The sequence below is a fragment of the Dactylosporangium sp. NPDC050588 genome (assembly GCF_040654975.1).
Classification (GTDB): domain Bacteria; phylum Actinomycetota; class Actinomycetes; order Mycobacteriales; family Micromonosporaceae; genus Dactylosporangium; species Dactylosporangium maewongense.
Genome location: NZ_JBFAJA010000021.1, coordinates 92,989 through 106,732, shown reverse-complemented (window position 1 = coordinate 106,732; position 13,744 = coordinate 92,989). Strand labels below are relative to the sequence as shown.

General features: G+C 72.5%; 16 protein-coding genes and 1 pseudogene. 10 read left to right on the top strand and 7 right to left on the bottom strand.

The features are described from left to right. Positions 1-107 precede the first annotated feature (107 nt). From AB0I21_RS16900 to lepB, 3 genes are all read left to right on the top strand, one after another. Positions 108-1,391, top strand: coding sequence for a histidine kinase (locus AB0I21_RS16900; protein ID WP_360562014.1), 1,284 nt, complete (start codon positions 108-110; stop codon positions 1,389-1,391). Positions 1,392-1,565: 174 nt separating this feature from the next. Continuing rightward, positions 1,566-2,225, top strand: coding sequence for a response regulator transcription factor (locus AB0I21_RS16895; RefSeq protein WP_344498734.1), 660 nt, complete (start codon positions 1,566-1,568; stop codon positions 2,223-2,225). 85 nt (positions 2,226-2,310) lie between these two features. Further along, positions 2,311-2,826, top strand: coding sequence for a signal peptidase I (gene lepB, locus AB0I21_RS16890; RefSeq protein WP_360562012.1), 516 nt, complete (start codon positions 2,311-2,313; stop codon positions 2,824-2,826). Here the strand turns inward: lepB and AB0I21_RS16885 are convergent. From AB0I21_RS16885 to AB0I21_RS16870, 4 genes are all read right to left on the bottom strand, one after another. Then, the gene (locus AB0I21_RS16885; RefSeq protein ID WP_360562010.1) at positions 2,823-3,125 is read right to left on the bottom strand and encodes a Dabb family protein; all 303 of its coding nucleotides are present in this window, start codon (positions 3,123-3,125) and stop codon (positions 2,823-2,825) included. The two genes, lepB and AB0I21_RS16885, sit on opposite strands and share 4 nt — an antisense overlap. Positions 3,126-3,186: 61 nt before the next feature. Further along, positions 3,187-3,438: a hypothetical protein gene (locus tag AB0I21_RS16880; RefSeq protein ID WP_360562008.1), complete on the bottom strand. Its 252-nt coding sequence runs from the start codon at positions 3,436-3,438 to the stop codon at positions 3,187-3,189. Between the two features lie 71 nt (positions 3,439-3,509). Further along, complete coding sequence (locus AB0I21_RS16875; RefSeq protein ID WP_360562006.1) at positions 3,510-5,288, bottom strand: DUF4832 domain-containing protein; 1,779 nt, start codon at positions 5,286-5,288, stop codon at positions 3,510-3,512. A 22-nt stretch (positions 5,289-5,310) separates the two neighbouring features. Beyond that, positions 5,311-6,657 (bottom strand): DUF4832 domain-containing protein, encoded by a 1,347-nt coding sequence (locus AB0I21_RS16870; protein ID WP_360562004.1) that lies wholly within the window; start codon positions 6,655-6,657, stop codon positions 5,311-5,313. 341 nt (positions 6,658-6,998) lie between these two features. Between AB0I21_RS16870 and AB0I21_RS16865 the strand changes: the two are divergent. The 3 genes and pseudogenes from AB0I21_RS16865 to AB0I21_RS16855 form a co-directional block, all read left to right on the top strand. Continuing rightward, positions 6,999-7,310: pseudogene (locus AB0I21_RS16865) on the top strand (serine hydrolase domain-containing protein); the annotation flags it as partial. Positions 7,311-7,534: 224 nt separating this feature from the next. Continuing rightward, complete coding sequence (locus AB0I21_RS16860; protein WP_360562002.1) at positions 7,535-8,614, top strand: ricin-type beta-trefoil lectin domain protein; 1,080 nt, start codon at positions 7,535-7,537, stop codon at positions 8,612-8,614. A 58-nt stretch (positions 8,615-8,672) separates the two neighbouring features. Then, on the top strand, positions 8,673-8,951 hold the full coding sequence (locus tag AB0I21_RS16855) for a hypothetical protein (RefSeq protein WP_360562000.1): 279 nt from the start codon (positions 8,673-8,675) through the stop codon (positions 8,949-8,951). A 15-nt stretch (positions 8,952-8,966) separates the two neighbouring features. On the opposite strand, the gene AB0I21_RS16850 is transcribed toward AB0I21_RS16855, so the two are convergent. After that, positions 8,967-9,323 carry an IclR family transcriptional regulator C-terminal domain-containing protein gene (locus AB0I21_RS16850; protein ID WP_360562066.1) on the bottom strand — a complete coding sequence of 119 codons (357 nt, stop codon included), beginning with the start codon at positions 9,321-9,323 and terminating at the stop codon, positions 8,967-8,969. A gap of 23 nt (positions 9,324-9,346) precedes the next feature. Between AB0I21_RS16850 and AB0I21_RS16845 the strand changes: the two genes are divergently transcribed. Next, positions 9,347-9,667, top strand: a complete 321-nt coding sequence (locus tag AB0I21_RS16845) for a hypothetical protein (protein WP_360561998.1) — start codon at positions 9,347-9,349, stop codon at positions 9,665-9,667. A gap of 62 nt (positions 9,668-9,729) precedes the next feature. Here the strand turns inward: AB0I21_RS16845 and AB0I21_RS16840 are convergent, their stop codons facing one another. Beyond that, entirely contained in the window at positions 9,730-11,448 is a 1,719-nt protein-coding gene (locus AB0I21_RS16840; RefSeq protein ID WP_360561996.1) for a sodium:proton antiporter, read from the bottom strand. Positions 11,449-11,488: 40 nt separating this feature from the next. Between AB0I21_RS16840 and AB0I21_RS16835 the strand changes: the two genes are divergently transcribed. Further along, positions 11,489-11,935, top strand: coding sequence for a pyridoxamine 5'-phosphate oxidase family protein (locus tag AB0I21_RS16835; RefSeq protein ID WP_360561994.1), 447 nt, complete (start codon positions 11,489-11,491; stop codon positions 11,933-11,935). A 94-nt stretch (positions 11,936-12,029) separates the two neighbouring features. Continuing rightward, the gene (locus AB0I21_RS16830) at positions 12,030-12,269 is read left to right on the top strand and encodes a hypothetical protein (RefSeq protein WP_360561992.1); all 240 of its coding nucleotides are present in this window, start codon (positions 12,030-12,032) and stop codon (positions 12,267-12,269) included. Between the two features lie 55 nt (positions 12,270-12,324). Here AB0I21_RS16830 and AB0I21_RS16825 read toward each other — a convergent pair whose 3' ends face one another. Further along, on the bottom strand, positions 12,325-12,960 hold the full coding sequence (locus AB0I21_RS16825; RefSeq protein WP_360561991.1) for an HNH endonuclease family protein: 636 nt from the start codon (positions 12,958-12,960) through the stop codon (positions 12,325-12,327). A 235-nt stretch (positions 12,961-13,195) separates the two neighbouring features. Here AB0I21_RS16825 and AB0I21_RS16820 point away from each other — a divergent pair, with 235 nt between their 5' ends. Continuing rightward, positions 13,196-13,717, top strand: coding sequence for an RICIN domain-containing protein (locus AB0I21_RS16820; RefSeq protein ID WP_360561989.1), 522 nt, complete (start codon positions 13,196-13,198; stop codon positions 13,715-13,717). Positions 13,718-13,744: the final 27 nt, after the last annotated feature.

Here is a 13,744-nt window from a genome sequence, read left to right as displayed (position 1 = left end):
GCCGACCCGACCAGTCCGGCGTCGCGACCCCGGTACACCTGAAGGCTGACGCGCGTGCGACCGCGGGATGACGCGGGCACACCGTGGCGGGGCCTAGGCTCGTCGGTGTGGACGCGCTCACCACACTCGCGCGGGTGCCCCGCCGGCCGACGCGCGCCGACGTCACCCTCACCGCCGTGCTGTTCGCCTGGGCGTTGCTGGAGGCGGCGACCGCGGCCGGGCCGGGCGCGTGGTGGCAGCGGGCGCTGTTCGCCGCCGGGGTGACGCTGCCGCTGCTCGTGCGCCGCCGCGCGCCGACGGCGGTCGTGGTGGCGCTCGTCGCGGTGCTCATGGTGCGGGTGTTCGCGGTGCCGGGGGTGGAGGAGAGCACGTTCCCGTTTCCGAGCATGCTCGTCGCGGTGTTCTCCGCGGCCCTGCACGCGCGCCGGCCCGTCGTCGCCGTCGCGGGTGGCGTCGTCACGCTGGTGGCGATGCTGTCGCTGTACCCGCTCGGCTACTACGAGACCGACACCCCGGGGCAGCTGTTCATCCTCGCGTTCTTCATCGCCGGCGCGTGGACCGGCGGCTGGCTCGTCCGCCTCCGCGCCGCCCAGGCCGCCACCGCGCACCGGGAGGCCAGGGCCCGGGCCGAAGACGCCGACACCGCCCGCCGCGAAGCCAGGGCCCGGGCCGAGGATGCCGAGACCGCCCGCCGCGAGGCGGAGGCGCGGACCGCGGAGGCGGAGGCCGCCCGGAGCGAGGCCAGGAGCCGGGCCGCCGAGGCCGTCGCCGCCGAGCGGGAGCGGATCGCCCGCGAGCTGCACGACGTCGTCGCCCACTCGCTGTCGATCGTGGCGGTGCAGGCGGGCGCCGCCGAGGAGCTCATGGCCATCGACCCCGACCTGGCGCGCCGCCACGTGGCCGCCGCCCGCAGGACCGCCCGGGAGGCGCTGACGGAGATGCGGCACGTCCTCGACGTCCAGCGCGACGACGCCGCCGACGACGCCTCGGCGCTGGCTCCGCAGCCGACCCTCGAGCGGGTCGCCGACCTGGTGGACGAGGTCCGCGCCGCCGGCCTGCCGGTCACGCTGGCGGTCGGCGGCGAGCGCGGCGACGTCGCGCCGGGCCTCGACCTGGCCGGGTTCCGGATCGTGCAGGAGGCGCTCACCAACGTCCGGCGGCATGCCGGGCCCGCCGCCACCACCGTCCACATCGGCTACACCGCCCGCTGGATCGACGTCGCGGTCCGCAACGCCGCCCCGGCGCCGGACCACCGTCAGGGTCCACCGGGCAGCGGAAGAGGGCTGATCGGCATGCGGGAGCGCGCCCGGCTCTACGGGGGGACGGTCACCGCCGGCCCCGACGGCGAAGGGTTCGCGGTCGAGGCACGCCTGCCGAGGGGGTCCGCGTGAACGCAGTGCTCGTCACGGACAGGGGGACGGTCACCACCGGCCCCGACGGCGAAGGGGTCGAGGCGCGGCTGCCGAGGGGGTCCGCGTGAACGCAGTGCTCGTCACGGACACGGGGACGGTCACCGCCGGCCCCGACGGCGGAGGGGTCGAGGCGCGGCTGCCGAGGGGGTCCGCGTGATCACGGTGCTCGTCGCGGACGACCACGCCCTGATCCGGTCCGGACTGTCGGCGATGCTCGGCGCGCAGCCGGACCTGACGGTCGTCGGTGAGGCGACCGACGGCGCGGAGGCGGTCCGGCTCGCCGGTGCCCTCGCCCCCGACGTGGTCATGATGGACATCCGCATGCCGGTGATGGACGGCATCGAGGCGACCCGCCGCATCCGCCAGCGGCAGGACGGGCCGCGGGTGCTGGTGCTCACCACGTTCGACCTCGACGGCTACGTGTACGAGGCGCTGCGCGCCGGCGCGGCCGGCTTCCTGCTCAAGGACGCGCCACCGGGCCAGCTCGCGGAGGCGGTCAGGACCGTCGCGGCCGGCGACGCGCTGCTCGCCCCGGCCGTCACCCGGCGGCTCATCGACCGGTTCCTGCGCGTCCCGCCGGCCGGCACGGCGGCCGCCCTCGCCGCCGACCGGCTCACCGAGCGGGAGCTGGAGGTGCTGCAGCTGGTCGCGCGGGGGCTGAGCAACGCCGAGATCGCCGCCGCGCTGCACCTGTCGGAGGCGACCGTCAAGACGCACGTGAGCCGGGTGCTGACGAAGCTCGACCTGCGCGACCGCGTGCAGGCAGTCGTCCACGCCTACGAGCATGGCCTCGTCACCCCGGGCGGCCCCTGACCGCCGCGACCGGCAGGGACCCGGCAGCCGATGGACAGGTCCGGCGGGCCGCACGGGCGCCCACGGATCTGGCAGGATCGGCTGGATGAGAAGGGTGTGGCCGTTGGTGGTCGTCCTCGCGCTCGCCGGTTGCGGTGGGGCGCCCGCGGACGAGACCGAGCAGTTCACGCAGGGTGGGGTCAGCATGGAGCCGGCGGTCAAGGCCGGCCAGGTCATCACCGTGCGGAAGGTCGCGAAGGGGTACACGCCGAAGCGCGGCGACGTCGTGCTGTTCCGCGGCGACCTCGCCGGCTGGGTCAACACCACGACGCCGCTGCTGAAGCGGGTCGTTGCCGTCGGTGGCGAGACGGTCGCCTGCTGCGACGCGGCCGGCAAGGTGACGGTCGACGGGCAGCCGCTGGACGAGCCATACGTGGTCGAGAACGCGCCGCTGGACGTGCCGCCGGAGCCGCAGTCGTGCGAGCCGCGCCGGTTCGGGCCGGTGAAGGTGCCCGCGGATGCCCTGTTCCTCATGGGTGACAACCGGACCCGGTCCAACGACTCGCGCTGCGCCGGCCCGGTCCCCGTCACCGCGGTCCACGGGGTGATGACGACGAGCTAGGCGGCATCGACGTCGAAGATGCGCACCGCCGACCACAGCGCGCCGCACCCGGTGCGGAACGCGTCGTGCACCGGGTCGGCCTGGTAGGCGTCGTGCGCCGCCTCGTCGGCGAAGGTGAGCACGAGGCCGTACGAGTAGGCGCGGTCGATGACCGGGCGGTCGGTGCCGGCGGGCCGGCCGAGGTGGCCGCCGAGGACCGAGCCGATGGTCAGGAGGCTGCGGGCGCCGGCGAGGAACGTGTCGTGCTCGGCCGGCGTGAGGTCGGGCCGCAGCGTGAAGTACACGGAGTGGATGAACACGCGCGCACGGTACCGCAGCGGCGCCCGGCCGGAGCGCAGGGCCCCGGCCGGGCGGACCGCGTCAGACGAAGCTGATGCTGTCGATGGTGATGGTGGAGCTGCCGCCGTACCAGAAGCCCATCGTCAGCTGCGACGGCGAGTTCCGGCTGATCCCGTTGGCCACCAGCGGGATCCGGATGTCCTGGTAGGACGTGGTGAGGGTGGGGTGGGCGCCGCCGTCGAGGGTGTAGTCGGCGAACACCTTCGTGGTGCCGCCGAGGCCCAGGTTGAAGTGGGTCTGCTCGCCGCCGGCCGCGCCCTTGACCCGGATCACCAGGTAGGTGCGGTTGCTGAGGTCGACGCCGACGTCGGAGCCGAACCAGCCGCAGTTGTCGTACCGCAGGCTCAGCGCCCCGCCGGTGACGACGCCGGAGCCGCCGCCGTCGAGGAAGCAGTTGCCGCCGGTCCACCTGCCCAGGACAGTCCCACGCTCGACGAGGTCACGCCCGTGACCGCCAGCCCCGCCGGTACCGACGGCGCGACACAGTCACCGGTGCAGGTGCCGGACGTGGAGACGGCGCCGAGGTTCACCCACCCGTCGGTGCCCTGGTTGGCGTTGGCGAAGGACAGCGGCAGCGCGGGCCGCCACTGGTCGATGACCCAGTCGGTGAGGCGGCTGGCGGCGGGGCGGGCCCGCAGCACGGCCGGCGTGACCGTCTCCAGCGGGTTGCGGACCTTCAGCACCAGGCTGTACGACCCGGCCGGTACCCCGGCGGTGCTGAGCGTGGTGGAGAAGTTCACCGGCCGGCCGTAGTCGAGGTAGCCGGCGCCGGCGTTCCAGTCCGGGAACGCCCGGATCGTCAGCGGCTGCACCTGCCGCAGGTCCCAGCTCGTGTCCCAGGTCTTCACGATGGTGCCGGCGGCGTCGCGCAGCCCGATGACGGTCGTCCACGGGTAGTAGAACGGCGCGACGCCGGTGTTCTGCATCGTGACGCCGACCTTGAACGTGCCGGCCGCGGTGGCGTTGAAGTTGGCCTGCGGGATGTGCAGGTTGTAGCCCATCTTGCGGACACCCGCGGCGACCTTCGGGTCGCTGGTGCTGTACCCGCCGGCGCCGGTCTGGTTGATCATCCAGGTGATGTGGGTGAGCTCGGTCGCGGCGAGGACGTCGTCGACCTGGTTCGACCCGTTGGGCCAGTCGGTGTAGAGGCTGCCCTGGATCTCGGGCCGGGCCTCGCCGCCGATCGACTGGGTGGTCCACCGGTTCTCGGTGCCGGTGTTGAGCTGCAGCTGCAGGAACGCGTCGTCCCAGCCGTTCATCGAAATCGGCAGGGTCATGCCCTTGAGCTGCCCGCCGCGCCATTCCTTGTATGGCCACGAGTCGTCGTGGAAGCCGATGTTCGCGGTCTCCGTGCCGGCGAGGGGGTAGCGGACCTCCAGCTGGATGTTGCTGAACGCCGCGTCGTACGCGCCGATGATGGTGCGGATCGTCGCGTCGGTCGGCATCAGGTCCGGGTAGCCGTCGGCGGCGTCCCGGTCGTAGGGCCAGGTGTGCCACTCGCCCCACAGCCCGACGAGGCCGAGCGACATGAACCCGATGCGCGGGTCGGCGGTGCCGCCCGGCCCGGCCCGGTCGTAGCGCTGGGCGAACGCGTTGATGAAGCTGGTGAGCGCGGCGATGACGTCGGGGTCGTCGTAGTCGGGGCTGACGGTGCCCCAGAAGCCGTTGGTGCGCAGGGCCATCTTGCCGTTCAGGCACGGCGGGATGCCGTTGCCCGGGTGGGTGCCGCTGCCGCCGGGGTATTCGACGTAGAAGCGGAACGCGACCTGGCGGCCCCAGACGGCGGCCTCGTCGAGGGCCTTCTCGAACACGCTCCAGTCGAACACGGCGCAGCTGGCCGGGTCCTTCATGACCTCGTTGAGGGCGAAGTAGCTCCAGACGAGGCCGCCGGGGTACTTCGTGGACAGGTTGTCGCCGGGGAACAGGTAGGGGGCGAAGCCTTTCAGCGGCTGCCCGAGCGGGGCGTCGGCGTAGGTGTACGTGTGGGTGGTGAGGCTGGTGTCGGCCACGGGCCCGGCGGCGGGCCGGGGTGGTGGCCCGGCCGGTGCCGCGGTCGCGGCGGAAGCGGGCAGCAGGGACAGGACCAGGGTCGCCGCGGCGGCCAGGATACGCAGGGATCGCATGGGCGGTGCTCCCTTTCAGCGGTCAGAGGGTGCCGAGCGTGAGCCAGCCGGTGCTGGTGTTCTGTGCGGTGTTGGCGAACCGCAGCGGGATCCCGTTGCGGAGCGGGTTGTCCACCCGCATGACGACGGTGTGGCGGCCGGGGCGCAGGCCGCGGGTGTCGATGCGCGCGGACAGCGTCGTCGCGGCCTGACCCGGCTGGATGCCGGCCATGCTCCATCCGGTGTGCCAGCGACGCTCGACGCGCCCGCGACTGTCCACAATGGCCAGCTCGGCCCGCCAGTCGGCGTAGAACGGTGCGACACCGCGGTTCTCGACGCGGACGGTGACACGGTCGCGGGCCAGTGCCGCCCCGGTGACGGTCAGCTCGTAGCCGAGGGACCGCGCGCCGGCGAGGGCCCGCTGGTACTTGTCGCCGGTGAACCCGCCGCCGGTGAACGCCGCGTGATTGATCAGCCACGACGCATGGGTCTGCGCGACGGACTCGGCGTAGTTCTCGTACTGCGGGCAGGAGACGGGCTCGTCCCACAGGCAGGACTGGATCTCCGGACGCAGCTCGCCGCCGACGGGCTGGGTGCGCCACTTGTCGGTGACACCGTTGTCGATGAGGCGCTGCACGAAGTGCCACGACGTGGGCGGCAGCGTCTCGAACGCGAACGAGTCGTCGTGGTAGCCGACGTTCAGCGGCCTGTTCTCCGGGCTGGGGTAGCGGGCCAGCAGGAACGTCTTGTCGAAGGCCGCCTCGTACCGGCCGAGGATGCGGGTCAGCACGTCGGTGCCCGGCATCCAGTTCTCGGGTTGGGTCCAGCCGTCGTAGGGCCAGGTGTGCCACTCGCCCCAGAAACCGATGAGGCCCAGGGTGATGTACCCGATGCGGGGGTCGCCGTCGTACCGGCGGCCGAGCGCGGTGACGAAGTTCTCCAGCGCCGTGACGAGCCGCGGGTCGCTGTAGTCGGGCGCGACGCTGACGCCGTTGTTGCCGAAGTCCTGGTACGGGCGGGTGACGAGCCCCGCGTCGAGCAGGTACTGCGGGATGCCGGTCGGCTTGCCCGGGTAGTCGAGGTAGAACCGGAACACGGCCTGGTGGCCCCGGCCGGCGACGGCGTCGAGCTGCCGCTCGAAGGCGCCCCAGCGGAACTGCTCCGGTCCGGTCATGACGTCGCGCAACGGCAGGTAGAACCACTCCATGCTGTGCGGGAACGTCTCGTAGTCGCCGGCGAACGGCATGAACCCCTTGAGCGGGTTGTCGGCCGGCGCGGCCGTGTAGGCGAGGGACTTCCACTGCTGTGTGGCGGAATGGGCGGCGGCGGGGGTGGCCGCCGCCGCGAGTGTGAGCACGGTGAGCAGGGCGACGGTGAAGCTTCGTCTCATGGGATTCCTCAGCTCGGAGGGGGTGTCGGTGCCGGCCTTGCGGGCGCGCGGGCGCACGGCGTCATCGCCGCGGCCCGGGCGGTGGGGCGGCGGCACGACACCGACAATACGCAGAGATGTAGGCGAACTTCCGAAGGACTACATCATTATTCGAGGACGGGCCGACTGGCAAGAGGCCATTTGTCGTCGTCGGTGTCCGGCCCGCCGGGGCCGCCGCGGCACACCCGTGCGCGCGAGCCGCCCGGCCGCTGGATCAGGCTTCGACGCACGGCGACTCCGCCGCCCGGGCCAGCGCGGGGCGACGAGACGCACGTCGAGGCGGCCTCGGCACGCTGCCGCTGATGCACCAGCCCGGCGAGCGCCGGCAGTACCACATCAGCGGCGACCTGCTCGGCGTGCTCGTGGCCAGGGTGACCGGCCGGCCGTTCGAGGCCTTCCTGCGGGAGCGCGTCTTCGAGCCGCTGGGCATGAAGGACACCGGTTTCCACGTCCCCGCCGGCGATCTCGACCGGCTGCCTCCCCTGTACGCCCCGGACCCGCAGACCGGCGAGTTCCACGTCTGGGACCCGGCCGACGGCGGGCGCCACAGCCGGCCGCCGGCGTTCCCGGGCGGCGGCGGGGGCCTCAACTCCACCGTCGACGACTACCACGCGTACTTCCGGATGCTGCTCGACCAGGGCATGCACCGCGGCGAGCGGATCCTGTCCCGGCCCGCCGTCGACCTGAGGACGACGAACCTCATCCACGGCTTCTGGACCACGACCTACCAGGCGATCGACGAACAGGACCGGGGGCGGGGGCAACGTATTGACAGAAATCTGTTAGTCAGGTTACCTGTCCGTTGTCCCCGCCCGCCTGACGTCGTCTGGAGCCCGCCATGCGCAGACCGATCCTGGCGCTCGCGTCCGTCGCGCTGTCCCTGGTCGCGACCGCCGCCTACGCCCTCACCACCCAGTCCGCCGCGCTCGCCGCCGGACCCACCGCCGCCCAGCTGCTCGCCAAGACCTCCACCTGCAGCCAGGTCTCCAACGGCCGCTACGCGACCGACGACGGCGGCGCGGAGACCGTCGCGATCTGCAAGAACGGCTCGGCGTACTTCTGGACCGCCGACATGGACATCGACTGCGACGGCATCTCCACCGCCCGCTGCAACGCCTCGACCGACCCCTGGTACCAGGCGCAGACCTCGTTCACCACGTCGACCGGCGCGTACTTCACCTCGGACGTGACCCGCTACTTCGTCGTGCCGCTGCCCAGCAGCCGCTTCACGTACTCCGCCAACGGCATCCGCGCCGGCAGCGTCGCCGCGGTCGTCTACAACGGCAAGGTCGCCTACGCCGTCTTCGCCGACGAGGGCCCCAGCAACATCATCGGCGAGGGCTCCTACGCCCTGGCGGTCGCGCTCGGCATCGACCCGAACCCCGCCAGCGGCGGCACCGCCGGCCCGGTCACGTTCATCGTCTTCCCCAGCAGCGTGCCGAGCCCCGTGGAGAGCAACACCGCCATCGACGCCACCGGCGCCGCGGCCGCCACCGCCTGGGTCGGGAGCACCACCCCGCCGCCCACCACCACGCCGCCCGGCTCCGTCGGCCCGATCCACGGCTACGGCGGCAAGTGCGTCGACGTCGCCGGCGCGAGCAGCGCCAACGGCACCGCGGTCCAGCTGTACGACTGCAACGGCACCGCCGCCCAGAGCTGGGCCCGCCTGGCGGACGGCACCGTGCGCGCCCTCGGCAAGTGCATGGACGTGACCGCCGCCGGCACCGCCAACGGCACCAAGGTCCAGCTGTACGACTGCAACGGCACCGCGGCACAGCGCTGGACCCGCACCGGGTCGACCCTGGTCAACGCCGGCTCCGGCAAGTGCCTCGACGCGGCCGGTCCCAGCTCCGCCAACGGCACCCGCCTGCAGATCTGGACCTGCACCGGCGCGGCCAACCAGGTCTGGACCTACTGAACCCGCACCGTCACACGGCCGGAGGGCGCCGCGCCGCCGGCCGTGTGATGATGCGGCGGTGCAGCCACCGCCACCGCCACGACCGTCCAGGGTCTTCCGGGCCAACGACATCGCCACCGGCCGCGCCGTCCTGGACGGCTACCCCTTCCGGTACATCGTCATCGGCCCCTCCATGTCGTTCTCGACCGCGATCGGCGCCGCCGTCAACCCCAGCGCCGGCCAGAACACCCTGCTCGACGAGGTCCTGACCGCCGTGGAGTACCTGGAGACCCGTGGCTGGGAGCTCGTCAGCATGGACCAGGGCTTCGTCGCGTGCCTCCGCCGCGTCGCCCGCTGAGCCCCGGCCCGCGGCTCAGGTGCGGGCGGGCAGGTCGAGCTGGGGCCGGGACTGCCACAGCGCCCAGTCGGAGCTGATCGCGCCGGCCGCCCGCTGCAGGTGCGGCAGGTGCCGGTCCAGCAGCGTCTTGGTGGTGGTCTCCGCGGAGTTGACCGTCACGTTCATCGCCGCGCGGACCTCGCCGCGGCCGTCGCGGATCGGCACGGCGACGGAGCGGATGCCGGGGGCGAGCTCGTTGTCGGCCACGGCGAAGCCGCGCGCGTTGACCTCGCGCAGCATGGTGTCGAGGGTGGCGCGGCTGTGCCGCACCCACGGCTCGATGCCCGACCGGCTGGGCGTGGCGAGGACCTCGTCGAGCCGCGCCGGGGGCAGCGCGGCGAGCAGGACCTTGCCCTGTGAGGTTCAACGTGTACGAGCAGGACCACGCGGCCGCCGAGTCGACCTCGTTCGACCAGGGCCACCAGGTGTCCTACACCGACCCGAGCGGCGCGCACTACGAGGAGTCGGACTTCACCTCCTACGACCACTCCTCCGCCGAGCAGGACCACGTCTTCGCCGCGGAGGGCAGCGAGTCCTCGCACCAGGCCGAGCTCTCCACGCTGGACTCCCTGCGCGAGCAGCTCGACTCCGCGTTCACCTCGCTCACCGAGGGCCACATCGGCGGCGGCGGCAACCCCGAGGCCGGCAGCGCCGGCCTGGGCGTCGCGTCCAACTGACCGTTCCCCCGACACAGCCCCGACAAGGCCGCCCCGCGCTTCCGGGGCGGCCTGTCGTCGTTTCAGTGCACCTCGGCGGGGTCCAGGTTGGAGACCTGGGTGTCGAGCATGTGCTGGACGTGCTGGAGGGCGCGGGAGGTGTACGTGCCGGACTCGCGCGCGTCCAGGAGCACGGCCTGCGCCGACTCGAGCAGCAGCCGGTGCAGCTCACGGCGCTGGTGCGCGAGGTCGCTCTCCTCGGGATTCTGCGGCTGGGTGAGGGCCTGGCCGATCGCGGCGTTCTCCCGGCGGGCCGCCTCGAGCGCCTCGTCGTCGAACGGCGCGCCGCCGGCCTGCCGCAGGTCGGGGTTGTCCAGGACGTCCTCGCCCTCGGCGGTGATCTCGCCGATCAGCCGGGCCAGCTCGCGCCGGTCGGCCTCGGCGTCCGTGCCGGCGATGCGCAGCCGCTTGATGAACACCGGCAGCGTCGCGCCCTGCCCGAGCAGTGTCACGATCGCGACGGTGAACGCGATGAGGATCAGCTGCGAGCGGTGCGGGACGCTCTGCGGCAGCGACTGGGCCGCGGCGAGCGTGACGACGCCCCGCATCCCGGCCCAGGCGAGCGCCGCGCCGCCCCGCCAGCCGAGGCCCTCCGTGGTCAGGTAGGCGTCGTCGGCCTGCCGGCGGCGCACCAGCGACGCGACCCACCCGGCCCGCCGCGCCGACTTCGGCGACTCGTGCTGCCGCTCCGTCAGCCTCGTCAGGATGCCCTGCAGGCGGTCCTTGCGGGCGCGGGCGCGGCGCTGGTCGTGGCGCAGCATCGCGGTCAGCGGCGCGACGAACATGACCCGCAGCAGCACCAGCAGGGCGGTCACGGCCAGGCCGATGCCGACGGTCACGGCGACGTCGTCCTCGCCGTGGTGCACATCACCGACGACGGTGACGATCTGGTACCCCATGAGCAGGAACACGCCGTTGTCGAGCAGCAGCTGGATGGTGCGCCAGTTGGTGCGCTCGCTGATGCGGTCCTGCGCGGTGAAGTGCCGCGCGCTCTGATGCCCGGTCACCAGCCCGGCGACGACGACGGCGAGGACGCCGGACGCGTGGATCTCCTCCGCGGGCACGAACGCGAGGAACGGCACGATGAACGAGATCGCCGTGGTCAGCACCGGCTCGGCGAGCTTCGCCCGGATCCAAACGGTGAGCAGGCCCGCGACGAGCCCGATGACGAGCCCGCCGGCGACGGCGAACGCGAAGTCGCCGAGCACGTCCCACGCCGACACGACGCCGGCCGTCGCGGCGACCGCGGACCGCAGCAGGACCAGGGCGGTCGCGTCGTTGATGAGCCCCTCGCCCTCCAGCACGATGACGAGCCGCGGCGGCAGGCCCAGCCGCTTGCCGATCGAGATCGCCGCGACCGCGTCCGGCGGGCTCACGACCGCGCCGAGCGCGATCGCGGCGGCCAGGCTGAGGTCCGGGATGAGCGCGTGCAGCAGGAGCCCGACGGCGAGCGCGGAGATGACGACCAGCAGCACCGACAGCCCGCCGATCGCCTTCACGTTGCGCCGGAAGTCGGTGGCGTGCACGTTGACCGCCGCCGAGTACAGGATCGGCGGCAGGACCACGGTCAGGATCAGGTGCGGGTCGACGTTGACGTTCGGCACGAACGGGAGGTAGCTGACCCCGATGCCGACGACGACGAGCGCGATGGGCACGGCCACACCGACGCGTGGCGCCACTTTCGCGACCGAGACGATGGCGAGAACCGCCGCTATGGCGAGAAGCCCGTGCTGGAGGTGCATGCCACAGTCTGTCATGGGCCCTGCTGGCATCATGATTGCCATGACCACCTGGCAGGACGTCGAGCGGGCCGAGCCGGAGTTCGCCGGCCGCGTGCGGGCCCTCTTCGACGCGCACAAGCACAAGACGATCGCCACGCTCCGCGCCGACGGCTCCCCCAGGATCTCCGGCATCGAGGCGCAGTTCGCCGACGGCGACCTGGTCTTCGGCTCCATGCCCGGCGCGCGCAAGGGCGCCGACCTGCGCCGCGACCCGCGCTTCGCCCTGCACAGCGCCACCGTCGACCCCGTCGACGGCGCCGAGGCCGACTGGCCCGGCGAGGCGAAGATCACCGGCCGCGCCACCGCCACCGAGGGCGAGAAGGGCAGCGACCGCTTCGTCGCCGACATCACCGAGGTCGTCCACACCCACCTCGACCCGAAGGCCACCCTGCTCGTCGTCGAGTGGTGGACCCCGACCCACGGCCTGCGCCGGGTCGAGCGCGAGTAGCCGGTCGGGGCGGCACCCGAGGTTCACGACCCGGGGCTACCATGGCGGTCCTTCGGGGGCGTGGTCCGGACACACCTGCAGAGAGGGAACTGCCATGAGCGAATCCGTCGAGACCCGGGGCGACCAGCGCGACGAGCTGCTCGCCGTCGACACGAACCAGGACGGGGTGGCGGACGTGCTCGCCATCGACACCGACGGCAACGGCAAGGCCGACCTGTTTCAGCTCGACAGCGACGGGGACGGGCAGGTCGACGTCACCATGGTCGACCTCGACGAGGACGGCGTGATGGACGTGAAGGTCGACGGCGACGGCGGGCACCCCCTCGCCGGCTGACCGCGGACCGTGCGAGCCGTGTGCCGGGGCGCGCGAACGCCCCGGCACACGCGGATCAGGACGAGCAGGTGTTGAGCATCGTCTGCAGCGCCGACTTCTCCGACGACTGGAGCTTCAGCGCCCAGTAGTGCTTCACCGCGATCCACATCTTCGCGTACGTGCAGCGGTACGACGACAGCGACGGCTGCCACGTCGACGGGTCCTTGTCACCCTTGGACTGGTTCACGTTGTCGGTGACGGCGATCAGCTGCGGGCGGGTGAGGTCGTTGGCGAAGCTCTGCCGCTTCGCGGTCGTCCAGGAGCTCGCGCCGGAGCGCCACGCCTCGGCGAGGGGCACGACGTGGTCGATGTCGACGTCGGACGCGGCGGTCCAGGTCGCGCCGTCGTACGGGGAGTACCAGCGGCCCGAGGTCGCCGCGCACGAGCTGTTGGTGACGACGGACGTGCCGTCGCGCTTGAGGACGGTCTCGCGGGTGTCGCACGCGCCGCTGATGGTGATCCAGTGCGGGAACAGGTCGCGGGAGTACCCGCTGCTGGAGCCCTCGGTGGCGACGGTCAGCGCGGTGAGCCAGCTCTGTGCGGTCGCCTTGGACGGGATCCCTGACGGGGCCGCGTGCGACGGGGCGCCCAGGACGAGGGCGGCGAGCACCCCGGCCAGCAGCGCGGCGATCAAACGGGACGGTCGGGTCATTCCAGCTCCGATCAGACGGTAAGGCGGCGTGGCTTCGCCGCCGCCAATATCGACGATCACCAGTGTCTGGTGCGACCGCCGCCGCGTGAACATCCCGTGGCCGTCCTACGACGGGACAGATGGTCGTTTGCCCCTGAACGACCGCGGCGGTTTCAGCGCCGTTTCAGCGCCGGGCGGCACGGTTCTCGGTGCGCGCCGCCAACCCGGGCGGCGCCACGACCGACAGGAACCGATCATGTTCACGTCTGCCCGCCGCATGCTGCTCGCTCTGGTCCTCGGCGCCGGCCTGGCCGCCGCGCCGGTCGCCGCCGCCCACGCCGACACCGCTCCCGTCTGGAGCTCCTGGGACGTGGCGCACAGCGGCCAGTGCATGGATGTGCCCGACTGGGGGACAGCCAACAAGCTGCAGCTGCAGCAGTCGCCGTGCAACGGCTCCACCGCCCAGCTGTTCGACCTGGAGCCGGTCGGCACCGAGGGCTTCTACCTGATCCGCAACTACAACAGCGGCAAGTGCCTCGACGTCCGCGACCGCAGCAAGTCCAACAACGCGGCGGTCCAGCAGTACACCTGCCACGGCGACCTGAACCAGCAGTGGTTCAAGATCGACATCTTGACCGTGCCCGGCTACTTCCACTTCGTCAACCACAACAGCTGGAAGTGCCTGACGGTCAAGGACGGCAGCATCCTCGCCCTGGCCAAGCTCGTCCAGTACGACTGCAACCCCGGCAACGTCACCACCCACCAGGCCTGGCGCTGACCCCAACCGCACCGACCGCGCGCCGGC

Bases quoted from the DNA above. Each gene is read 5' to 3' on its own strand.
- lepB (WP_360562012.1), top strand. From the start codon at position 2,311: ATGAGAAGGGTGTGGCCGTTGGTGGTCGTCCTCGCGCTCGCCGGTTGC.
- AB0I21_RS16820 (WP_360561989.1), top strand. From the start codon at position 13,196: ATGTTCACGTCTGCCCGCCGCATGCTGCTCGCTCTGGTCCTCGGCGCC.
- AB0I21_RS16870 (WP_360562004.1), bottom strand. From the start codon at position 6,657: ATGAGACGAAGCTTCACCGTCGCCCTGCTCACCGTGCTCACACTCGCG.
- AB0I21_RS16835 (WP_360561994.1), top strand. From the start codon at position 11,489: ATGACCACCTGGCAGGACGTCGAGCGGGCCGAGCCGGAGTTCGCCGGC.
- AB0I21_RS16830 (WP_360561992.1), top strand. From the start codon at position 12,030: ATGAGCGAATCCGTCGAGACCCGGGGCGACCAGCGCGACGAGCTGCTC.
- AB0I21_RS16840 (WP_360561996.1), bottom strand. From the start codon at position 11,448: ATGCACCTCCAGCACGGGCTTCTCGCCATAGCGGCGGTTCTCGCCATC.
- AB0I21_RS16825 (WP_360561991.1), bottom strand. From the start codon at position 12,960: ATGACCCGACCGTCCCGTTTGATCGCCGCGCTGCTGGCCGGGGTGCTC.
- AB0I21_RS16860 (WP_360562002.1), top strand. From the start codon at position 7,535: ATGCGCAGACCGATCCTGGCGCTCGCGTCCGTCGCGCTGTCCCTGGTC.
- AB0I21_RS16875 (WP_360562006.1), bottom strand. From the start codon at position 5,288: ATGCGATCCCTGCGTATCCTGGCCGCCGCGGCGACCCTGGTCCTGTCC.